Source organism: Vibrio sp. Isolate24 (assembly GCF_022398215.1).
GTDB lineage: Bacteria > Pseudomonadota > Gammaproteobacteria > Enterobacterales > Vibrionaceae > Vibrio > Vibrio coralliilyticus_A.
Genome location: NZ_JAKEUU010000002.1, coordinates 510,232 through 532,936, shown reverse-complemented (window position 1 = coordinate 532,936; position 22,705 = coordinate 510,232). Strand labels below are relative to the sequence as shown.

Here is a 22,705-nt window from a genome sequence, read left to right as displayed (position 1 = left end):
TTATACTCAGCCATAGAATTTCCGAGAAGGTAACACTATGTATCATAAGCAGTTAGTCTGCGCCCTTGCCGTCACATTTTGTGTTGTGCTTGCTTATCCCTCCTATGCGGACAAGCACCATGATGGGCACGCTCTCGTGCAAGATGTCCATAAAGCTGGGACAGAAATTGAATTCGAAGAAGATCAAGATGAAGTTTATGACGCTGTTCGTAAAGGTTATATTCGTCCCTTTTCCGATCTTTATGCTGCAGTAGAACAGGACCTTCGCGGACGCATTATCAAAGTCGAACTTGAAGAAGATGATGACATCTGGATTTACGAACTAAAGTTAAATTACAACAACAACATCATCAAAGTTGAGTACAACGCGAAAACGCTCGAGATGATGCTCATCAAAGGCCGCAATTTCAAACAAGCTCTTAAGAACTAAAAGAAGAACACCATGAAAATACTTGTAGTGGAAGATGAACCTCGTCTTGGAGAACAAATCATAGAAGCCCTTGAACAGAACGGTTGGGTACCTGAACTGTCAGCAGATGGCATTGACGCACTCTACCGTGCGACGTCCGAAGAATGGGATGCGATTGTACTCGACCTTGGCCTACCAAAGCTTGATGGTTTGACCGTCCTAAAAGGTATCCGAGATGAAAACATCAACACACCCATCATTATTCTGAGTGCGCGTGATACCCTAACTCAGCGCGTTGAAGGCCTTAATGCAGGTGCCGACGACTACCAGACTAAGCCGTTCGAAATGGTTGAACTGATCGCTCGCATTCGTGCCCAGCTTCGCCGAGCCTCGGGTAATGCCTCACCGGTTATGCAAGTCGGCAACCTCAGCTTAGATACACGCTCATCTAAAGTCATGTGGCAAGGCCAAGCCGTTGATCTAACCGCACTCGAATACAAAGTTGTTGCTTACTTTATGCATAACCCTGAGAAGGTTATTTCTCGTACCGAGTTGGTAGAGCACATCTATAAACAAGACTTTGACCGCGATTCAAATACCATCGAAGTGTTTATTGGCCGCATTCGCAAAAAAATAGCCCCTAAAGTCATCAAAACGGTACGAGGACTGGGATATCAGCTTAATGCCGAATAAAAAAACGCATTTACTCAAACGGCTCAGTCTAAAGAGCCGTCTAGTGCTGGCCGCTGTTGTCTGGCTAACAGCCATGATCATCGCAGCAGGTGTTACAGTACCTTCTCAAGTTTACGTCTACATGGAAGATGACGCTAAAATTCAGCTTGCTACTTACATGGATGAGATCGCGGCTACGATTGAGGCGGATGAGGAAGGCAATGTAACCATCACCACTCCTCTCTCGGACCCAAGGTTCAACCGCCCATACAGTGGACTTTACTGGTCCGCCAAAACAGATAAAGACTTACTGCGCTCTCGCTCCCTATGGGATAAAGTGCTAACCCCAAAAGGCAAGCATGATTTGCTGGGTGCACGAGGTGAAAAGCTCATTTACATTGAGTCCACACTGTACTACCCAGATTATGATGGCCCAATTGAAGTCACTATCGGTATTGATGAACAACCGATAGAAGACACGGTACGCAGTCTGATGGGCCAACTTTGGGTTATACTCGCCCTACTTTATCTTGGCATCCTGACCCTTATCATTATTCAAGTGCAGTGGTCTCTGAGCCCACTCACCAAGATGCACAAAGAGCTCTCTCAACTGCGTTCAGGTAAAAAGACCCAGCTTGAAGAAGATTATCCGCGTGAAGTCGCTCCTGTCGTTTCGGATTTAAATGCCTTGGTTTTCCACTATCAAGAGTTGTTAGAACGGGCGCGTCACCATGCGGGGAATTTATCCCATGCACTGAAGACTCCACTTTCTGTCCTTAAAAATGAGGTCGCCAACAAAGACGAACACACAAAGCAACAGCTTCAACCTTCGCTCGATCAAATTCAAAACCAGATTGACTATCACTTAGGCCGAGCTCGAATGGCGGGCTCTAAGAACATTTTATCTGTTAAATCCTACCCTTCTAAACGTGTGGATGCGATCTCAATGGCTTTCGACAAAGTCTATGCAGAGCGTGATATTACTTTGATCAACGAACTGGACTCAGAGTTAGTTACCGCCGTAGATAAAACCGACTTGGATGAAATGATAGGTAATATTTTGGAAAATGCTTACAAGTGGTCTAACAGTATCATTCGCGTTCACTCCGCTCAAAATCACCACAATACAGAAACCATCGACATCATTGTTGAAGATGATGGTAAAGGCATCCCTGATGAAAAACTCGAACAAGTCACCAAACGCGGGGTTCGTCTAGATGAAACGACTCCAGGCACAGGGTTAGGCTTGAACATTGTCAGTGAAATGGCCCACAGTTATCGCGGTAAATTGACACTAGATCGAAGTTCTATGGGAGGGCTGAAAGCCATATTATCGCTAAAAATCACCCACTAAAACGACTAAAAACTCAAGAGCAGGCTCCTGCTCTTTTTCATATCTGAACCGATTTCAGCCGCCACATCTTTATGTACGTTCGCTCTGAACGGCGCCTTTCATTTACATCATTTGAGAACAACAGCACTGAGACAAATCATTATTCATGATGATTCAGTTAACATTTTCAGGTGGGCAAACATAATGAGCAAATATTGTTCAAGAACTATTTTATTCTCATGAAAACAAAGTTAATTATTGCTCTTGCTGCCGCTCTAAGTACGAGTACAGTTAATGCGGAGGTTGAAGAGGCACTTCCTAAAGACCCTTTTACAGCTCAAACAAAACTGGGCTTTATCTACACTGAAAACACCAGCTCCTCCCTGTCTTACAATACTGCGTTGAATTTAAAATACAGTGAGAACCAATGGGAACATAAAGGTGGATTTGAGAGTTACTATACAGACGCTGACAACGACGATGATGGTGCCAATCGCTATACGATCAACGCAGGCTCAACCTACGATTATACCAAGACTAGCTTCTTAAAAGCTGCCACACGATTTGAGAATGACCTATACGGAACATATCGCAAGCAATGGGTTTTAATGAGTGGTCTCGGTTTCTATCTGCATAACACAGAGACAGCCAAACTGTCTGTATCACTCGGTCCGGGTTATCGAATATCTGAACGTCAGCCAAACGACAGTGAATTCCCTTCTTTACGCAACTACGAAGTGATCGCAACCTCGAATATTGATGGCTCAGTATCGTTTTCAGAAACCTTTTCTGTGGGGGCCGCCGTTGACGTCGCGCACGGTGAAGAAAATACCCATTACAACACCAAAGCGTATATGAAGAATATTCTCATGGGCAGTTTAGCGTTGGTTTTCGATGTGGAATATATCTACAACACCACAGTGGCAGATGACCAATCTAACGATGAAATCTACTCAACCATGAGCCTCAGTTACGATTTTTAAGGTTATTTCATTTATTAATTAGATTAACACTCCGTTAGGTTTGAGTTATGAAACAACATCAAAACTGATAAAAACAAGAGGCGAGACAAGGATGATCGAATGAATAAAGCCCTATTGGTATTAACTATTACCGGCATCACTATAGTTGGTGGCAGTATTGTCACCAGCTACCTACGCGTAACTCAAGATAAACGCATAGACGAACAGGACGTGCTAACCGCGATTCAGAATGACAATCAACTCACAACACCTGAGCGTATCGTTCAGACTTCGGAGCTGTTTATCGGAGTCGACTATGAAACCAACACTCTCACTTCCATCAACTCAGAGAAGGAGGAGTTGGTTAGAAACTTTAATCATGTCGATTGTTTTACCCTACTTGATTACGTGACTTCCCTCGCCTTCTCGGACTCCTTCAACCAGTTCGACCAAAACCTTAAGCTGGCACGTTATCTCTACGGCAACGTTGATTTCATTACACGTCGCCATTTCTTTTCTGACTGGTTAGACGACAGTGCATTTCATGTCCAGGATGTCACCCGTCAGCTAGATGCGAGAGCCGTTACGACGGTCAAGCAAATCAACCAAAAGACCCCAGAGGGTGAACGTTGGATCCCTTCTGTACCCATAAAGTACAAAGATATCAGTTTTATTCCGCGTGAATTTGTCGATGACGCTTTGATTAGAGAACTAAAAAGTGGCGACCTGATCGGCATTTATAGTCATAAGCGAGGATTAGACGTATCCCATACCGGCATTTTCATAGAAAATGGAGACACTCCTCTTTTGAGACATGCTTCATCTAAGGAAGGGAAAGTCGTTGATAGTCCGATGCTGGAATATTTAGGCAATAAACCAGGTATTATTGTTTATCGATTCTCTCCAGATACAGCCTCAAGCTAAAAAAAACGGCAACGAAAAGTTGCCGTTTGTGCCCATTAAAGCCCGTGATTAATAAGTCATATGCAAAACGACTTTGTGCCCCACCAGAGCAGCACTATTTTCACCCAACTTAGCCACTTTCATATGGCCGTCAAAAGAACCAGGCCTGACAAACAATTGTTCAACCATGCCTTGACGTAAAGGTTCAATATCCAACGGTTCATGCTCTTCTACAGCAAAGAACACACCATCACTATCAAGTTCATAACGACCCGAACCTGTGTAACCCACGCGGCTTTTCGGTAAAACCGCGTACACGTCGTAACGGCTGTTCTCTTTTAAGGTAAGCTCAAGACGCAATGGCAACGTGGCAGAGAAACTATCATCTGGATCACTTGAAGTCACATGTGCCACCGTGTGGCTTATCATATGACGATTCAGTTGGTTATCGTCACTGTAAGACACCGCTGCTCCGACAACCGCACCAGCGATAAGAGGAATGATGGTCAATAACTTATTCACAACTCACTACTCCACTCTCTGCACTGAAACTCAAAGACCGACCTTTGCTATCCACTAACAAGGTGAGTTCACCAAAATCATATAGCGTCGCGTTCTGGTAGCTCACTTTCGCTCCGTTGTTTTCGGGCGTGAACCAGCAAGAAGCAAACTCTTGCTGTTCGAAAGACGTGTACGCTAATGGCGAATGCGAGTGTTCGACGATCAAGTAACTCGATACAGCACCGAAAGCAAACAAACCGACGGCCATTAATTGGGTACGGTACTGCGCAATTCGACTGCCTAACGTCTCTTTAGCTGGCGCCAAAGAAGCGGGCACCTCGACAACCTCAGGGGCTGCGGCCTCAGCAGGTTCTGGATTAGACTCCGGTTGATACTTTTCAACACGACCAACAAATTCATAACCTGTTCCACGAACCGTGCGGATGATTTCACCCGCACGATCTTCCAGGGCTCGTCGGCAGTTTGAGATACAGTGCAGCAGGCTACTGCTCTCAACCACAATACCTCGCTTCAACCAAACCTCATGCATCAGTTCATGCTTGGTTAACGTTTCTCCGACATGATCAATCATGTAAGTCAACAACGCAATTTCATTGATTCCAATTGGATGGCGGACATTGCTTCCCTGACTATGGATATACCCCTGTTCAATATCAAGAATATGACTTTCATTAATGATTAACACGTCTTAGCCCTCCACAAGCTGCTTACGCGCCAAGCTTTTTTCGCGGATTTTAGCAACAGCGACATAAGCCATAGGCACAAAGAACAAGGAGAAGAAAGTACCAATTGTCAAACCACCCACCAGAACAAGGCCAATATTCACTCGACCTAATGAACCGGGGCCTTCAGCTAAAGCAAGAGGCAGAGAGCCAATGATCATCGTCAGAGACGTCATCAAGATAGGACGAAGACGAGAACGCGCACTCATTAATGCCGCCTCCATAACTTCCATCCCTTCTTTACGCTTAAGGTTGGCAAACTCTACCATCAAAATACCGTGTTTGGTTACTAAGCCTACCAAAGTCAGCAAACCAATCTTGGAGTATAGGTTCAGGCTCTGCCCAAATACACTGAGCGTTAATATCGCACCAACCAGACATAGAGGAACGGTGATCAGAATAACCAGTGGGTCAACGAAGCTTTCAAACTGTGCAGCAAGGATCAGGAAGATAAAGATCAATGCCAGACCAAATAGCATCTGCATACCCGCAGAGGACTCATTAAGCTCTTTAATGACACCGTCATATTCATAGCTCTGCCCCGCTTTTAGCAACTCTGGCAACTGAGCATCAATGAAGGCTTGAACATCATCCGCGCTGTAACCAGGGACTAAGTCCGCCGTAATTTCCGCTGCATCCTTACCACCATATGTTTTGATGTTCGATTCTGCAGTTACTGGTTTGATTGAGACAAACTGAGACAATGGCAACCTCTGACCCGATTCAGAGCTCACATAAAGCTTATCTAAGACTTTAAAGTCCCCCAGCGCTTTACGGTTAACCTGAACCTGAATTGGGTAAGTAAAACCATCATCGGCTTGTAAATCCGCGGCTTTCACTGAACCTAAGAAAGTTGAAATCGCATTAGTAACGTTAGCGTAGTCAACACCGGATAATACAATCGCATTACGGTCAATTGACAAATCGAACCTTAACTGGTCACGATGCGTTGAGTTATCAACGTTCGATAGGCCTTCATAGTCTTCAAGCAGCTTCACCACTTTTTCTGCAGTATTAGACAGTTCATCCAGATCACGGTTGACTGTTGTGATCTGCAGAATCAGATTGTCCGCAACATCAAGGTTATCTGCAGAACGTACTGAAAAAGAGGTCGTGTAAGCGGAGATAATTTCACTCGCTCTAGCACTCATCTCTGCAATGACTTCATCTGCACTCTTATCGCGCTCTTCCCAAGGCTTCAACAATACATGGTTAGTTGGAGCGGTTTCGATATAAGCAAGGTTGGCTTCAATCGCATCATTTCCTCCAAAGACTTCATTGATTTGACCAGCATTTTCAAGGTCATATAGACGACCAGCGCCAGCAGGTCCATGAGAGGTGACTTCTATAAAGCCAGTATCTTCTGTTGGCAGAAGGACTTTAGGCATGAACCAGACCGCGACAATGGACAAAGCAATCAAAGCAGCCGTACCTGACATCACCATACGTGGACGTTTAAACCAAGCATTCAAATAAGCCATATACTTATCTGTCATTGCATTGAGCTTAACTTCAACCCATTGGAACCACTTTGGTGACACCGTAACAGAACGTAACATGTACGCACTCATCATCGGAGATAAGGTTAAAGCGACAAATCCTGAAATAATGACGGCCGCTGCCAGCGTAAAGGCAAACTGTCTAAATAAATCCGCTGTCAAACCAGACATTAAGCCAATTGGAAGGTAAACCACTGCCAATGTTAAAGTCATCGCAATAACGGGGAAAACGATCTCTTTACAGCTTTTAAGCGCCGCTTGGAAAGGAGACAACCCTTCTTCAATATGACGGTAACAGTTTTCAACAACAACGATAGCATCATCGACCACCAAGCCGATGGCGAGAATAATGGCAAGAATGGTCAGTACATTAATGCTAAAACCTAGTAAAGCCATCACTGCAAATACGCCAATGACACAAACTGGAATAGTGATCAGAGGGATCGCTGCGACGCGTAACGAGCCTAAAAACAGCACCACTATCGCAGATACAAGGACAATTGCTTCGACCAAAGTCATAAACCCTTGGTCGATAGCCTCTTCGATGAAGTCCGCTTGGTTGTACACCATCTTCATCTCAATGCCTTCTGGCATTTCCATCCTTGCCATTGCATCTTTTACGCGATTCGCCACTGTCACTGGGTTTTCAGTCTTCAAAGGAAGAACCTGCAAAGACATAGCCACATCGCCGTCAACGTGCAGCATACTAGGCTCTAAACTCTCTTCTCCCATCTGAATATCAGCCACATCGTTAACGCGAATGATGTTGCCATTATCGACACGAATCACTAAGTCACGAACATCTTCGATAGACGTGACCTGATTGACAGGGTTGATTGAGAAATCACGAACTTCGCCTTTAATCGTACCAGCAGTAAATGTGGCATTATAAGTACTCAATGTCCCAACCACATCTGACGCACTAACATTCAACGCCGCCATACGCTCAGGCTGCAGCCAGACGCGAATTGCTCGATTAGAGCCACCATATGGACCCCATACACCACCCACGCCAAGTACGTTCTTAAATTGAGGCGCAAGCTGTTGGCTGATGTAATCAAACATTTCTTGTTTGTCCATCGAACTACTGCGATTGACAAAGGTAATGATATTACTTGGCATCGATGTCTCAGAAGAGTCATCGGTAACCGTTGGCTTGTCAGTCATCGCTGGAGGGAAATCAGAAATACCATCCACTTTGCTTCGCAAGTTATTCATCAAACTTGCGTACTCAACATCACTGATCCCATCTTCAAATTGGATTTTGAGAGAACAGCTGCCCTCTTGGCAATCTGTGGTCATGGTTTTAATCTTATCCAGACCAGTGACAGCAGTGATTAATTCTTCTGCCACATTTTGCGACATAAACTCAGCACTTGCTCCCGTAATCGAAGCACTTACTGACGCAGAAGCAGTTTGACGTTCAGGAAAATATTGAATAGCCAGTTTCTGATAAGAAACAATACCCAATAAAACGATCGCTATACTTAAAACAGATGCAAATACTGGGTGTTTAATACATATCTCAGGAAGCTTCATCCGTCACCTCTTCAGTTTTGGTATCCGTTGGTTCCACGACCGCTTGTGACTCTTCTGTCTTAACTTCAGCAGCCTCTGTTTCTGGAGTTTCAGAACTTACCGGCGTCTCATTTTCCGCTACTGTTTTTTCTTCCTCTACCTGTTTTTCAGGTTGGGCTGGTAGAGTCCGAGAAGGCAGTGTGAGCTGTGACTTGGTCTGCTTAACCGCTACGCGAGAGCCTGAAGTTAGGTTTTGACGCCCCGTAACAACCACTGTTTCGCCTAGATTCAAGCCAGACTCGATCACAACATAGCCATTGTTGGTATTTTCACCGAGAGTGATAGGACGCTTGATGGCCTTCTCATTTTCAACTACCCAAACAAAGCGTTCATCACCGTCTGTCTCAATTGCCGTTTGAGAAACGACCACTTCAGCATGCTCCTCACTAACGGTCTGGGAGACCTTAGCAAACATGCCAGGGACCAACGCATTATCAGGGTTGTCCAGATGCGCGTGAATTTCGACTCGACCCGAGCTTTCGTCTACAAGTGGTGCGATGTAATTAACGGTACCAGTGAAAGTCTGGTCTTGGTAAGCATCCACGGTCAATGACACTGTTTGACCTAGCTTAGCTTTACCAACTTCTGATTGGCTGATCGAGTAATGCACTTCAACCGGATCAAGTTTAATAAGGCTAACCAGTGCTGTTGCTGCTTCTACACGGCTACCGACAGAATGGGTAAAGTTCGTTAACTGGCCATCAAAGGGCGCAATCAACTGATAATTTTGCATATCGGTTTTCTTTTGGCGAAAATCAGCACGCGCTAGGTTGGCCTCCTGCTTTAATTCTTCAACATCCTGCGCAGACATGGAGTCAGGCTGCTTCTTTAAGAGGGCCAAAACACGATTCAATTTAGACTCGGCGAGTGCCAACGAGCTCTCTGCTTTATCCAGTTCAGCTTTTGCTTGATCATCATCAAGCTGAGCAATCAACTCACCTTCCTTAACAACATCACCATCACTGAAGTTCAATGCTTTCAGCTTTTCACCTGCACTGAAAGTCAGCGCGGCTGAGTCTGTAGCTTTAATTTTCCCGACTTCATTAATTGAAGCCGTACTGGATTGTTCAGCAACAATCTCTACGGTCACCGGAGTGGCTGGAGCTTGCTCTTCTGCTGTCACGTTCACGGCAAACACGGAGCTAGCAGTACATAAAATAGACAGTGGCAACGCCTTGTAATTTTTCATGATTTGTCTCTAATTGATGAAACTTGCCGCTTGTTATACCTAAGATTTTTCTTGCTAAGTTAGGGCTTTGTCAGGCGAATGATATTTAATCATGAACCATTATAAAAAAACCTCAAAGCCATGTTTTTAAAGAAAAAATAGCATAAAAAAAGCCAGCATCAAGATGCTGGCTTTGCACTGTTTTTGTACATTATTTTTCAGCGGTTACAAACAGGTAAGAATATCTCGGCGCCACCAAGATCGTTTGCTCTTTACCAATCCGGATCACTTTTAGCTCTTCCATTGAATGCATTCCTCGTTGACTAAACATCGTTTCCATTAAGTTCAGTGTTTTTCCTTCAGGGATCACTCGTTCTGCAGAAGTGGGCATCAGCGATAAACCATAAGAGTTAAAATCGTACTGACCCGTCGTATTAAATCCAATCATGTTATCTGTTAAGAAGTACAACTCGTATTGGCCAGAGCGCTTTAAATTCAGTGAGGCACGCATCTTAACAAGCTCACTCCCTTCTCGATCAGGCACCACAATTTGCGTATGACTATCAAAGTTCTGATTCATTGTAGGTGAATTGGCGTAAGCAGCCAGTCCACCAATAAGTAGGCCTGCTATCACACTAAAAAGGGTTATTTTCTTATTCACACACCACCTCCACTTCTTCCGGAAGGTAGCTGACCGACGTCCCATCCTGATCCACCAGTATCACCTGATTTCCTGTTTGAAAGGCACGTACGTTAGCTAAAGTAATCGGCTCATCCGTCTGTACGGTGCACCCTAAGTAACGCGTTTCTATATACTCAGCTTCTACCCAAGGTGAACGAATAGCTGAGATAAGAAGATAGCCCACCAGAGCACTCAAACTAAACACCACTAAATAGCGTGCATTCTGCTTCCTCAATACTGATGACGCTGCATCCGCCTCTCCAGAAACGTTCAATGATGTAGATTGAGCTGACTCATCACTGTTTTCCTCAGGCTCATAATCTCTGACATCACCATTAAATTGATAACCAACACCACGTATGGTGCTGATAATTTCACTGTTTCTGTCTTGAAGCGCTTTTCGACAGCTTGACACACAATGAAGCAAGCTACTTTCTTCGACAATAACCCCTTTCTTGTGCCAGACCTGTTCCAGAAGTTCTGACTTAGATAAAGGTTTATGAGGGTGTTCGATCATGTATTGAAGCAACGCAACTTCATTACCGCCAAGCATAGTTTTTTGTCCGGATTCAGCATCTTCCACTGAGCCCGCAAGCAAGTTGAGAATATGATTATTATTAATTATCAGCATCGTAATAGACTGAATATAGGTAATTTATATATCTTAACCATATCTTAAAAATTATAAAAAAGAAAAACTCAGCTGATTGAAGCTGAGTTTTATTAGAGATTTTGCTAGCGAGATTCCAGTCTAATCGCGTAGAGAGGTACTCCACCTCCCCCTTCATTACGCGCCACTTTAAACGTGACTATACCCTGAGTCTTACTGCTCTTTATAATGGCCAAACTTATTTCCCATCTCTTTATTACGCATTTCACCGAAAAAGAATCGGCGCACATTGGCTTTGAAGTAAGTCATGCCCACTTTGAAAATACCCTCTTGTTCTAAGCGGTGAGGATCAAAACCGAACGTCAGATTCAAGAAGCGGAAGCGCCATGTTTTGCTAGCACGCTTCACGTAATCACAGCCTTCACACAAAACGACTTGCTCATCAAAGCCATTCAACTGCTCGTGAACACGTTTGGTCGAGAAAATACACGCCCCGACCGCTGTGGGAAAAATATACTGGGTCGTAAACAGACCTAAATTAAACAAACCATAACCCAGCTTGTGTACCACAGGCAGAGCTTTGGCGCCCATATACACACCCGCAACCTCAAGCTGCTTTTCTTCTAACTGGCTGACGGCGTTAGCTAAAAAGTTTGGCGCTAGTCGCACATCGGCATCGAGAAATAACAAACGCTCATGCTTTGCCATAGATGCGCCCGTATTACGCCCTAGACTCACACCGCGTGTATCCATCTTATGCACGGTCAATACAGGTAAAGAAGCCTCATACGCGCTCGCCACTTCTCTTGTCGCGTCTTCACTGTCTGAATCGACAAGAATCACTTCAAAATCGCGATGTGTCTGCTTGCTCAAATCTTCCATTAGGCGGCCAATTCTCTTCTCTTCATTCAACGCGATAACCACAATACTTACTGGACTCATAAAAACTCCTCAGTCGATCTATCATTTACGATATGAACAATACTGTGGTGAGACTTAATCACGCGTGAGAAAGACATTCAGATTCGGTTCATTTGAATACTTGTTTGGAGATGACAATTGGCTATCTTGCATTTGGTCCAATCGACAGTAAGCGACTGAAAATATTTACTCAAAAGATACCTTGTTAAGCGGGTTTTCTATTGCGAGAAAAACCAGAGAGTGATAGTATCCGCGCTCGCTTGAAGAGTTACTACCAATTACTCGAAAGCGCTTACCACATTCACGCGAGGTCGCATCGCAGAATGTGACGTTATTTTTTCATATTTGAGAGTAAATACTATGAAATTTGAAGCAGTAGTACGTACTGAACTAGGTAAAGGTGCGAGCCGCCGCCTACGTCACGCTGGTCAATTCCCTGCTATCGTTTACGGTGGTGAGGCTGCGCCAGTATCTATCGTTCTTAACCACGACGACGTTGTTAACCAAATGGACAAGCCTGAGTTTTACGAAGGTATCGTTCTAGTGATCGATGGCGCTGAAGTAAAAGTTAAGCCACAAGACGTTCAACGTCACGCTTTCAAGCCAAAAGTTGAGCACATGGACTTCATCCGCATCTAATTCCCTACCAAGGAATTAAATAGGATTACATCCAGCCTTTTGCATAAAGAATATCGGCCTTACCAACCGAGACTTCTAAAAATTCGAAACCCCGATGCTACCAACATCGGGGTTTCACCGTTTCTAAGCCCTCAAAAACACAGTTTAATTCTAATAATCAAACACTTAGATTAACCATAGATTTTATGGGTGTCACTATGGTGTCGTTATGGTGTCGTTATACAGTAGTCTATGACCTTCAAATTCTGCTTATGGTAGCAAACAAAAAGACACTCAATTGAGTGCCTTTTTATAGTTAAGCTAGTTTCCCCAGCCTCGATAGCATCCAAGCCAAATAGGCTATTCGCTCCGCCCTAACCGCTACATCGTGATCGCCGCTCTCAATAGATTGGTCATGTAACTCTGAGGCCAAAGAACTTAGGTGCCCTAAACCCGCCTCAATATCATCCATATTCACTGCTGTTACATCAGTTGTCATTCTTACGTCCTAGCTCATTTATATTATTACTGACTAATATGTAAATAGTGTTTTATTTTTTAGTTTGCACTTAGAAGCTCTGCCACAAGTAAGCTATTGATATCCTTAATATCAAAAATAGCATTGCATTCAGCTCGTAGAATAAACACTTTACTTGTTAATTTATTAGGGTGAATTCATGTTTTGTAATTGGGACGCCAGATATGGCGGGATTGCTGTAACACACCGCCACATGTGACGGATGAGGGTTAGAGTGATTTCATCAATTGTGGCTGTACTAAGGCGATATAGGGAAGAAGCAGAGATGACTCAAGAAGAAATCTCTATGAAAACTGGGATCAAATTAAGAACTTTACAAAGATTTGAAACTGGCGAAACTCCTATGACTGTCTTCCATATGGAACAGTACCTAAAAGCTCTAGATATAACTCTTTTTGACTTAGCTGTTACTGTTCATACTGGCGACTACTCTAAAGCCAACCATATTGAAGCAGCCGCAAAGCTTTTACCTGCAGATGTTCAAGAGGCTCATTTAAAGTTTCTCGTTCTTCTAGGTAAGACACTCAAAAAATAAGCGCAACAGCGCACCTACCTAAATTCCACTCAAACTAATCAATTAAATCTAGCGTTACGCATCACGCATAAGAATTCATTAATCAGAATTGCCATGCATAAGCCCTTGGTGGTGGTGCCTTAGGAGACCGAAAAATTTTTATTTCATGCGCAGTTCGTGCGCGTGCACTATAGATCACCCACAAAGAACCTATTTGGCTCTGTAGTGTTTAACCTAAGGTTACGTTTAGAGTAAATATGAATGCAAGCACTCGAAAAAATAACCACCTTGGTGGGCGTTCTGGGGCTCGTAGAATCGTGCCAACTTTTCCTGTTGTTCAGTGACTAAATTTGCACTCATCGTATTTATTCAAACTCAAATGAATAACTATGCAAAACAGAACTTTAAGAAATGTGTCGAATATATACCCTCTAGATAAATCAATATTGATTTGTCGTATTACAGCGATCATAATGAAAGCTCATTGGCAAAATCCAATGACGGGATTGGTCTCCCGTTGATTTCCCAAGGCGCATAGTCGCCAGCTTCTTGCTGGTTTTTTTATGCGTGCATTTCAGCACATCCAAATTATGGTGGGCTGGGTGAGAGTGCTTCGGCACACCGCAACCTTGGGAGCGGCAAGACCAATCTCACTCAGTTCACCACCAATGGTTGGTCTCGTTGAGTGGTGATGTACTCATTGCTTCCCAAGGAGACATATTATGTCTAGTTCTCAAATCACAGTTCCATTCCACGGTTCAAACCTAACTATCGTTGAACACAACGGCGAACCTTACACCCCAATGAAGCCTATTGTTGAAGGCATGGGTATGGAGTGGAGCTATCAATCTCGCAAGCTCTCAAACAATTCATCACGATGGAGTGTTGCTGTTATAGCAACAGTTGCTCAAGACAATAAAACTCGCGACACTTTATGCCTTCCACTACGTAAGCTTTTCGGTTGGCTTCAAACACTGCAACCTAATCGCGTTCGTGTAGACATCAGAGACAAAGTCATTCAATACCAAAACGAATGTGATGATGTGCTGTGGAAATACTGGAGCAAGCAGAACGAAGACCCAATCATGCCCGTGATGCCACCAAAGACGATGCGTTTACTTATGGTGATGGAGAAAGGCCATGTTGTTAGCACGCAAATCGTTCCCGAAGATTCCGTGGTGTTCAGATTAGAAGAAATCCCTAAACTTCTTAGAGAGCCCGGGTACTTTACCGTGGATCAACTTAAGGAAGTCGCAAATACTGCGGTAGATAAAATTACTGAAGTGGCAAACAACTCATTGAGTTTACTAAGATAAGCAGCTTAAGCGGGTGGGTACAATGCTCTCCCATTCTCTCCTACAATCTAGGCTGGTGAAGCTTTGCTCAGCTTCACCGCTGTTACTAAGATATCATCCTTTCACTAGATTCAAGTCCATAACTTTAACTACATATCTATAATTCTTGCCAAGCAAGTGTCGAGATACTTATAAGAATCATCCACGTGAACAGTAATTTCTTGTCCACTCAACCTTGCGGCAAGTAATAAAGAAAAAAGGTCAGATTCAGCATTTCTAGCAATAACTAACTTTGTCCCACTCTCACAGGAACTTGTAGGACAGTTGCCAACTGTAACGTCGGAATCCAAACAAAACCAAGTAGCGCCATCCCATGATGCACCAGTTAAATACTGATGCGTCCGTAGCTTTTGGACCTTGCCAGTGATTGAACCTGTAGCCGCCAACACATTGAAGCTTTGTAAAGTCAAAGCGGATAAAAGGCATGTGATAAAACAAGACTTTAATAAAATTTTTCTCACGATAATCTATCTCTTCTAATTCAAATAACAGCTACTAGACAGTAAATCACACATTCAAAAGATGAATAATTATAAGCCTTTATATAGCCACGTTTATTTACTTGAATATTAACAGTGGTTTAAACCACTAACAATGCTAGCCAAGCTTAAAGACATAAAATTTTCTATCCAGCGTGAATTTCAACTGAGCATTCGAAATCATGTATGCATACTCTATTTTCAATCTTGATTACCCAAGTATTGAGTAACTAAACTCTACTCCACCAAGCGAACGGCTACCTCCGTAACGAGAGAGATAACCTTTTTCAACCAATCCTTTTAACAAAGTACTTGTGAAACTGGACGATAAATCACATCGTTCCGCCACTTGTAACGCTGTCACACTTTCCCCCATTTTGATCGCATCGAGAACTTTAAGCTGGGTTTTGGTTGGCTTCACTCGTACCACCTGGTGAGGACAATTGCGCGCAGCAGCTATGAGAGCACCGTTGATTGGTGCGTTTTTGTGTAAAAATGCCATGCTCTGACACTCCTCTTTAATATTTAATGAGAATAAGATTAGGATCTGATTTAAAAGATCTTTCTACTGAAAAATAGAAGACAAAAATGTTGGCGCTTGACAGGTTCGCCAGCAATTTTTTAGCCAATGATGATAGGTATTTAGGGCATCTTTCTTTTGCAACTCCACCTTTGAATGGATATAGACGATATCCAACTTATCTTTAGCGTGATTCAGCAAAGACTCTGCCACTAAATAATCAATCCCCAAGTCTGCCCAAATTGTTCGTGCCAGTTTCCTAAGATCATGAGCTGACCACAGTCCTTTACTTACATCACGTACCATCTTGCTGGCTAATGAAGCATGGATAGGCGACTTGTCTCGCTTTGTTAAAGGAAAAACATTGTTTCCTTTGTAGTATTGGCTTAATTGCCACTGTTTGTATGAAGCCAAGAACTCAACCATTTCATCAGATAGCGGATACACAATATCTTTCTTCGATTTCGTGTTACGCGCTGGAATGTGCCATTGCTTGGCTTCCAAATTGATGTGACACCACTTAGCCAATCGTGTTTCACCTATGCGAGTTCCGTGATAAAGCATCATAATGCACAACGCATGAGCCATTGGTTCAGCACCACCAATCTGCTCAAGTGCTGCTAAAGCATTCAACGGAAGTAACTTAGGCGGCTTAGGTTTGATAGGCTGCTTGATGAAGTTCGTCCATTTCATATCGCCCATCGGGTTCGTACTCAACTTCTTAACTTCGTAGGCTGTACTCACCGCGACCTTAACGAACTGGAACATGCTACGCACATAGCTCAACGAAAAATTGTCACTTAGCATTGGAACAATCAGGCGTTCATCAATTTCAGAATGAGTAATGTTCTCTACCCCTAACCCTTCAAAGCATCGACACAAATGTGAATCAAACATGCTTTTCATGGCAACAATTCTGTTTTTCGATAGCTTGCTTAAACGTTCCTGACGTTTTATGTGCCACTCCAATAGGTGGTTAAGTGAAGGAAAATAATCATGCTCAACTAATGCGGCACCAGTCTCTCGATTCAGCTTCACCAACTTAGTGGCTTTTAAAGCTGGAGTTTGAGGATAGCTAGCAAACACTTCGCTTGCTTGCTTGCCATTTTTATATGACATCAATCGCCAGCTTCCCTTGGTGCGGTCTTTTTTATAGATAAAGTAGAGAGAATAGCGCTCATCCTTCAACTGCCTCACACCAGGTACTTTCGCATACTGCCTGATCTTCGCGTCTGAGATTTTGCACTTAACCGTTTGTGCCACTAACGCATTGGAATTTAATCGAATACCCATTTATACCCCCGTGAGTGTTGCTTGAATAGTCATGACTTTGGCCTGCTTGCCTTGGCCGTTGAACTGAACAGAGTCTATCGAGCAGGTACCCTGATAGAGCTTTTCAAACGTTTCATCCAGAACAACGATACCTTCAGCAAACGCAGCGGCGTTGGCAGGTGCGGTAATGTTGACTTTTCGCCCTTCTCGCAAGATACGCCTTAGCTCTGTTAAGCACGCTTGCTCGGCTTCCTTTTTGGTATCAAAGTCTTTACCCAGCTCTTTAAAAGGAGCACTACCTGTTTCAACCGAAATCCGCTTACCATCATCAGTAGACAGGTAGAAAGCTCGAACACCGTCAAAATCTTCGCGGCCATCAAGATCGATCTCTACATTCACAAAATTGGGTAGCTTAGGGTTGTTGTCTGAAGGAAGTGACAGCGTAATCGTTTCTATTGCCTTTCCACTGGCACTGTTTACCTCCCCTTTTGGTGCCATCACATACACTGAGCCAATAGGCTTGGCGACCGCATCGAACTTTTTCGCTAAACGATTCAAAAATGCCGAAGCTCCCTCGTCCGTTCGGCTAATGTCGATTTTAATATTTTGTAATTTTGGATGGACAAAAACTGAGTAGCCGTGTGGCAACAACACATCCTGCATGATCTTCGCCAACGGTGTGTCATGCCAACTGTTAGATTTTTTAGCACGAAAGCCATCGTTATCCGTTCTATTAAATGGCGCCACTGATAACACCAAAGCCACCTCTTTGGGGCTTAGTTTGGCTTTGCGATTACTTATCTGAAATTCATCACGGAACACGTCACCAAGGTAGACCTTGTACTTTTCGCCTTTTGGTGGAATGCCTGTGATCCCCTCAGAAAAAAGGGACAGCGTTAAGCTATCCCCTTCTGTTCCGTTTCCGTCTGTGAGTGACCAGTTCTTTAGACTTCCTATGATCATCTCTGAATGCTTACCGACAAGTTTGAGCATTAGTCCCAACTCCTTGTTACTGATTGTTTGCGCGAACTGGTGACATTTTGTGGCAACGTCACTACGCAATCATGTGGAAAGATATCAACCCGAACATGAGGGTTAAGGCGATAAAACTCCGCCTCTACCTCATCGCTATCCGAGCCAACTTTTTTGAGTAGCAGATCGGTGATTAGCTCACCCGCTTTAGCTGGTACTTGCACCGCGTTTCTCCAAGAACTGAATGTTAACTTCGGTTTTCATTGCCTTACCGTTATGAACCAAACTAGTCTTCACTTCCTCGATAGATGAGATTGTCCAACGGCCAAGGTTATAGCCGTCTCCATCGCTCACTTGCTGCGGCTCATTCAGCAACTTGCGAATACGATTTACGGCATCCGCCGCTTTTGGCCGTGTCCACGTAGCAGATAAGGCGAGTTTACTGAGCGCCTTTCCGGTGGGTTCTGAATCTGCATCATCAATCAATGCGGTTTCGGAGTAAGGGCCGTAATCGGTACGAGCTAAGCGAGAAATAGGCGTTCGATCTTGAACAGAGAACACCTCATCACCGACAACTAAGTGATACATAAGACCTCCAATGGATTTATATGATTAGGTATCGATGTATGAAACGGATAAAGATTCTTCGACGGTAAGGCCAGCAACATGAAGAGACTCTTCTAGCTGACGTTTCACCTCCATGGCGATCTGCTCCGCATCCATACCTGGTGCGGCATGTATCTGAATAGGAGCATCAACCTTTACTGGGGGAGCCACTTTTGCTGCTGCTTCCTTTTTGCGGTTCTCCGCTAAACGAGCTTCTACTTCTTCAGGGGGCATCAGTTTGTTTGGTGAACCCGGTGTAAGACCGTCACCAATCCAGCCAGCTATTGAACCACCGAAAAAGTCACCAGCTAACGAACCCGCTAACCCACCAACCAAAGTCCCCACACCGGGGAATATTGCAGTGCCCAAAGCCGCCCCTGCTGCTGCGCCACCTAAGCCACCCAACAATCCACCGCCTTCTTCGATGGCACCTTTGGTATCGCCACCTGCTAAGGCACTCGCAATGTTGCCCGCTGAGATCGCCATAGAAAGTGGCCTTAGTAACTTGCTCAGCCCAAACTTTCCTGCGCCTTGCGCAATGTCACCACCAATATCAATTGCATCTTGCGCACCGGCTACCATAGGCATCATGGCTAAACCACCGCCAGCCATAGAGAGAGGGATTGCTCCGCGGTTGCCAGTAAATACAGATGAGCCCAAATTAATCGCTTTGCCCAACAAACCCTTTGAACGTGTGCGCGTTCTTCGTCCCCGTTTTGAACGCTTACGTGCTTCGCTACCGAGGTTTCCTGAACGACCGCCAGAACCAACGTCATACATAGCAGCATTCATTTTGCGGATCTGCCTAGCCGCAAACGCAGCGGCTTTACCATTTGCCGTTGTCTCTCGCTCTAAACCGTTGCGGAACAGTTTGCCTTTATCAATAGAGTTGCCGAACACTAATGAGGCAGCCTTTGCCGCGAGCATCGCACTTTTAAAGGTGATGAATCCCGCTGTGCCAAGAGCAATTGCGGTAGTAACCTTCTCATTAGCTTTGGCGAAATCTCCTAACCAATTTGTAGCAACTGTTGCGGCATCAAGAACGTTATTGAAAGTCGGCAGCAACGCATCACCAAATACTACGCTCAGCCTGTTTAAGCTATTCAAAAATTTATCAGTGTTATTTTCAGTAGAACTTATACGAGTTTGAAATTCTTCTTCAAAACCACGCATGTGATCTTCGGGAGATAATCTTGCTGTAGCCAAAGCCTTCTTGAACAAGTCAGTATTTTTGATCAACGAAGACGCTGCCCCTTTAACTTCCTCACCAAATATTTGACTAACTGTTGCTCCTTGCTCTGCAGAATCAAGCTGACCAATAGAGTTAAGAACCTCCATCAGAGTCCCAGACGCATCCTCTTGCATCATTTTTGCTAACTCTTCCGGGACATAGCCTATTTTGGCTAAACCTGCACGTTGTGAAGAGGTAGCAGCAGAGCCAGTAGTTAAACGTCCAGATATGTTCTTTACCGCTGTTTTAGCAACATCTTTTTGTGCTCCTGTAGCTAAAATTGCAGTTGTAAGCGCTTCACCTTCTGCTTTGTCAAAACCAGCCATCTTTAACATTGAGCCTTGAGCAGCGATAACATCAACTATATCGCGACCTTTAGCATTAAAATTATTAGAAAGCGTGTTTGCCATTGCGATCGCTTCCATGGACTCATCATGAGTCCAACCCGATGAACTGCCTACAGCAGCCAGCTTTTCACCAGCCTCCCCACCTTCAAGGTCTAGAGCTACACCCATTTTTATGGTGTCTAACGTTATTTTTTTGGCCTGCTCGATATCTTGCACGCCACTTTGAAATGTGGCTGTCATCATAGCTTTTATTTCTGAATTGCTTAGACCACCACCTTGTTCCGATGCAGCAACTCTCAGAGACCAATCATCTAATGAGTTTATTGATCGTAACCGCGCCGCGTCTTCTGGGTCTGCATTTATCACCTTTTTCATATCAGCGAACAGTGACTCATTCTTAACAGCAGACCAAACACTGGCACCAATCGGCGCGGCCTTGATCGCTAAACTCGTCGCATCACCACCAATCTGGCTAAGCTTGGCGTTTCGGCTCTCAATCCTATCTGTGATCGCTTTGCGCCTTTGCAAGTGTTCATTCTGCTTAGCAATGGCTGCAGTCGCTTCTTTAGATTGCTTCTCTAACCTTGATTGCTCCGTAGCAAGCTTCTTGGTATCAACTCCCGCTTTCTTCAGCTCACCACCAAGGCGACGGAGTGTATCCGTTTGGCTAACCTGCTTGTCACTTAACTTGGTGACTCGTTTGGTCGCATTCTTGTAGGTTTGGTTAAGTTCAGAGGTGCGAACCTTACCTTCGGCCATCTTATGGTTCAGAGAGTTTAAGCGATTGTTTGCCGCATCTAACTCGTTCTGAATCTTAATCGCACCATCACGAGAGGCTTTTTTAAGCTCAGTGTTGAGTGACTGGATCTGCTTTTCAGTCTTCTTATACTCAACTGACAACCCGCGCGTGTGTTGCTTGTGCTCTTCTTGCTCTTTGGATAACCGAGCGACATCCTCTGTCGCCCTTTTATACTGTTCGCGAGTACGTGTAATCGATTTGATCGCGGCTTGATAGCCTTCGACTTTCTTTAAGTCACCATTAACCTGCTTAATTTCGTTGCGCTGTTCGGCAATGGCCGCGGTTAAACGCTCGGTCGCAGAGGTAGTGGATAGTATATCTTCAGTGCCCTTTACGACCGTATCGAGCACTATGCTGATTTTTTCAGACATCTTTATTAACCCCAAGCTTCTCTAAGATGAGGTGATAACGACGCACCGCAACATCTTGCGGCCACTTACGCAGCTCGCTTTCAGATGTATTTCGGTACATGGGGATATAGTCGATCAGTGCTTCGACATCCTCAGCCGCGAGAATGCCGCCAATCGTTAAAAAAAAGCGCCCACCTGCGGTTTTAGCGCGAGGTAATCGTTAGTAGAAAGGAATTCAAAGTCTGATTTTTCTAGCCCAGTGACTACACGGAACATAAAGTCTTCACGCTCTTCATCATCAACCAGTTCGGCCAACGCTTCGGAATGCGAGGTTAGAGGTACATTAAAACGAATGTGTTTAATTTGTTCTTCTACTTCGTTAGAGAATGGGTGCAGCAAATCAAATTCAAACTTGTCGGTATTTAACACATCACCTTGAGCAAGGTCAGACGGAGTTAGGATGTAATCGCAAATATCTGAATAGATCTTGTGAAAGTCAGGCGCTTTGATTACCGAAAACTGTTTTTCTGTCAGTTCGCTGCACTTAAGAATCGTTGCTTTGCGCTGCTCAAAGATTTGCAAGTGCGTCATTTTCTTTTCATCCAGCTTTATATGAGGCAAGCGTTTGAACTCGGCGATGGGAAGTATCTTTAGCTCCACAGTTCGTAGCGCTTTTACTTCTGCTTGCACGCTATCAATCTGGCTTTGCAGGTTTTCTAGCTCTTGCTCCGGGGTTTCTTCGGTTACTGCTTTTAATTTGGCCTTTAGCTCTGCAAGCTGCGCTTCCAACTTTTTGCTCTGATCGTGGTCACGACTAAAGAATTTAAGGGTACTGGTATTGTTAAGCATTGAATTTGCTCCATAAAAAAAGCCCCCGCAAATGCGAGGGCTTGGTTAAAAACTAAAACGTAAAATTAATGAAGTGTTGTGGTGAGCTTATCCCGTAATGCTTCTAGCAGGTGAACCACTGAAGTATCATCTAGGTCTAGCCGACTGTCTTTGTTGATCATTAAGTGAAGAATGCACTCTACACGCTGTAGTGCATCAGAAAGAATCTCGTTGCCATCTAAGGGCTCGGGACTTAGAATACTCATTGAATTTTTCCTTATTCGGGTTTAATTCG

Annotated in this window: 24 protein-coding genes; 8 read left to right on the top strand and 16 right to left on the bottom strand. The window is 44.2% G+C overall.

From position 1 onward, the window contains the following. Positions 1–37: 37 nt before the first annotated feature. From L1D23_RS10760 to L1D23_RS10740, 5 genes are all read left to right on the top strand, one after another. Positions 38–430 carry a PepSY domain-containing protein gene (locus L1D23_RS10760; RefSeq protein WP_239837122.1) on the top strand — a complete coding sequence of 131 codons (393 nt, stop codon included), beginning with the start codon at positions 38–40 and terminating at the stop codon, positions 428–430. Positions 431–442: 12 nt separating this feature from the next. Beyond that, positions 443–1,102 (top strand): response regulator transcription factor, encoded by a 660-nt coding sequence (locus L1D23_RS10755; RefSeq protein WP_239866168.1) that lies wholly within the window; start codon positions 443–445, stop codon positions 1,100–1,102. Then, on the top strand, positions 1,092–2,435 hold the full coding sequence (locus L1D23_RS10750; RefSeq protein ID WP_239866166.1) for an ATP-binding protein: 1,344 nt from the start codon (positions 1,092–1,094) through the stop codon (positions 2,433–2,435). The genes L1D23_RS10755 and L1D23_RS10750 overlap by 11 nt, the downstream gene beginning before the upstream one ends. 218 nt (positions 2,436–2,653) lie before the next feature. After that, a complete protein-coding gene (locus L1D23_RS10745) occupies positions 2,654–3,397 on the top strand; it encodes a DUF481 domain-containing protein (RefSeq protein ID WP_239866165.1) in 744 nt (247 codons plus the stop codon). Between the two features lie 99 nt (positions 3,398–3,496). Continuing rightward, the gene (locus tag L1D23_RS10740) at positions 3,497–4,300 is read left to right on the top strand and encodes an N-acetylmuramoyl-L-alanine amidase-like domain-containing protein (RefSeq protein WP_239866163.1); all 804 of its coding nucleotides are present in this window, start codon (positions 3,497–3,499) and stop codon (positions 4,298–4,300) included. A gap of 48 nt (positions 4,301–4,348) precedes the next feature. Here the strand turns inward: L1D23_RS10740 and L1D23_RS10735 are convergent, their stop codons facing one another. The 7 genes from L1D23_RS10735 to L1D23_RS10705 all read right to left on the bottom strand — a co-directional run bounded on the left by L1D23_RS10735 (position 4,349) and on the right by L1D23_RS10705 (position 12,002). Further along, the gene (locus L1D23_RS10735; RefSeq protein ID WP_239866161.1) at positions 4,349–4,801 is read right to left on the bottom strand and encodes a hypothetical protein; all 453 of its coding nucleotides are present in this window, start codon (positions 4,799–4,801) and stop codon (positions 4,349–4,351) included. Beyond that, positions 4,794–5,486, bottom strand: coding sequence for a winged helix-turn-helix domain-containing protein (locus L1D23_RS10730; protein WP_239866159.1), 693 nt, complete (start codon positions 5,484–5,486; stop codon positions 4,794–4,796). The genes L1D23_RS10735 and L1D23_RS10730 overlap by 8 nt, the downstream gene beginning before the upstream one ends. Positions 5,487–5,489: 3 nt before the next feature. Continuing rightward, a complete protein-coding gene (locus L1D23_RS10725) occupies positions 5,490–8,561 on the bottom strand; it encodes an efflux RND transporter permease subunit (protein WP_239866157.1) in 3,072 nt (1,023 codons plus the stop codon). Further along, the gene (locus L1D23_RS10720; protein ID WP_239866155.1) at positions 8,548–9,789 is read right to left on the bottom strand and encodes an efflux RND transporter periplasmic adaptor subunit; all 1,242 of its coding nucleotides are present in this window, start codon (positions 9,787–9,789) and stop codon (positions 8,548–8,550) included. The genes L1D23_RS10725 and L1D23_RS10720 overlap by 14 nt, the downstream gene beginning before the upstream one ends. A 190-nt stretch (positions 9,790–9,979) precedes the next feature. Further along, a complete protein-coding gene (locus tag L1D23_RS10715) occupies positions 9,980–10,429 on the bottom strand; it encodes a hypothetical protein (protein ID WP_239866153.1) in 450 nt (149 codons plus the stop codon). Further along, positions 10,422–11,081: a winged helix-turn-helix domain-containing protein gene (locus L1D23_RS10710; protein ID WP_239837132.1), complete on the bottom strand. Its 660-nt coding sequence runs from the start codon at positions 11,079–11,081 to the stop codon at positions 10,422–10,424. Before L1D23_RS10710 ends, L1D23_RS10715 begins: the two co-directional genes overlap by 8 nt. Before the next feature lie 192 nt (positions 11,082–11,273). Further along, on the bottom strand, positions 11,274–12,002 hold the full coding sequence (locus L1D23_RS10705) for a glycosyltransferase family 2 protein (protein ID WP_239866151.1): 729 nt from the start codon (positions 12,000–12,002) through the stop codon (positions 11,274–11,276). A 339-nt stretch (positions 12,003–12,341) separates the two neighbouring features. Here L1D23_RS10705 and rplY point away from each other — a divergent pair, with 339 nt between their 5' ends. After that, positions 12,342–12,620: a 50S ribosomal protein L25 gene (gene rplY / locus L1D23_RS10700; RefSeq protein ID WP_239837134.1), complete on the top strand. Its 279-nt coding sequence runs from the start codon at positions 12,342–12,344 to the stop codon at positions 12,618–12,620. A gap of 295 nt (positions 12,621–12,915) precedes the next feature. Here the strand turns inward: rplY and L1D23_RS10695 are convergent, their stop codons facing one another. Then, on the bottom strand, positions 12,916–13,098 hold the full coding sequence (locus L1D23_RS10695; RefSeq protein ID WP_239866150.1) for a hypothetical protein: 183 nt from the start codon (positions 13,096–13,098) through the stop codon (positions 12,916–12,918). Between the two features lie 241 nt (positions 13,099–13,339). Between L1D23_RS10695 and L1D23_RS10690 the strand changes: the two genes are divergently transcribed. Next, on the top strand, positions 13,340–13,672 hold the full coding sequence (locus L1D23_RS10690) for a helix-turn-helix transcriptional regulator (RefSeq protein WP_275667270.1): 333 nt from the start codon (positions 13,340–13,342) through the stop codon (positions 13,670–13,672). A gap of 701 nt (positions 13,673–14,373) precedes the next feature. Then, positions 14,374–14,967, top strand: a complete 594-nt coding sequence (locus L1D23_RS10685) for a phage antirepressor N-terminal domain-containing protein (protein WP_239866148.1) — start codon at positions 14,374–14,376, stop codon at positions 14,965–14,967. A 729-nt stretch (positions 14,968–15,696) separates the two neighbouring features. Here L1D23_RS10685 and L1D23_RS10680 read toward each other — a convergent pair. The 8 genes from L1D23_RS10680 to L1D23_RS10645 form a co-directional block, all read right to left on the bottom strand. Further along, positions 15,697–15,987 carry a helix-turn-helix domain-containing protein gene (locus tag L1D23_RS10680; RefSeq protein ID WP_239866146.1) on the bottom strand — a complete coding sequence of 97 codons (291 nt, stop codon included), beginning with the start codon at positions 15,985–15,987 and terminating at the stop codon, positions 15,697–15,699. Positions 15,988–16,050: 63 nt separating this feature from the next. Continuing rightward, the gene (locus tag L1D23_RS10675; RefSeq protein WP_239866144.1) at positions 16,051–17,298 is read right to left on the bottom strand and encodes a site-specific integrase; all 1,248 of its coding nucleotides are present in this window, start codon (positions 17,296–17,298) and stop codon (positions 16,051–16,053) included. Further along, positions 17,299–18,270, bottom strand: a complete 972-nt coding sequence (locus L1D23_RS10670; protein ID WP_239866143.1) for a hypothetical protein — start codon at positions 18,268–18,270, stop codon at positions 17,299–17,301. Beyond that, positions 18,270–18,473, bottom strand: coding sequence for a hypothetical protein (locus L1D23_RS10665; RefSeq protein ID WP_239866142.1), 204 nt, complete (start codon positions 18,471–18,473; stop codon positions 18,270–18,272). The genes L1D23_RS10670 and L1D23_RS10665 overlap by 1 nt, the downstream gene beginning before the upstream one ends. Continuing rightward, on the bottom strand, positions 18,457–18,837 hold the full coding sequence (locus tag L1D23_RS10660) for a phage tail protein (protein ID WP_239866141.1): 381 nt from the start codon (positions 18,835–18,837) through the stop codon (positions 18,457–18,459). Before L1D23_RS10660 ends, L1D23_RS10665 begins: the two co-directional genes overlap by 17 nt. A gap of 24 nt (positions 18,838–18,861) precedes the next feature. Continuing rightward, a complete protein-coding gene (locus L1D23_RS10655) occupies positions 18,862–21,603 on the bottom strand; it encodes a phage tail tape measure protein (protein WP_239866140.1) in 2,742 nt (913 codons plus the stop codon). A gap of 156 nt (positions 21,604–21,759) precedes the next feature. Then, positions 21,760–22,431, bottom strand: a complete 672-nt coding sequence (locus L1D23_RS10650) for a phage tail assembly protein (protein WP_239866139.1) — start codon at positions 22,429–22,431, stop codon at positions 21,760–21,762. 65 nt (positions 22,432–22,496) lie between these two features. Continuing rightward, on the bottom strand, positions 22,497–22,676 hold the full coding sequence (locus L1D23_RS10645) for a hypothetical protein (RefSeq protein ID WP_239866138.1): 180 nt from the start codon (positions 22,674–22,676) through the stop codon (positions 22,497–22,499). Between the last annotated feature and the right edge of the window lie 29 nt (positions 22,677–22,705).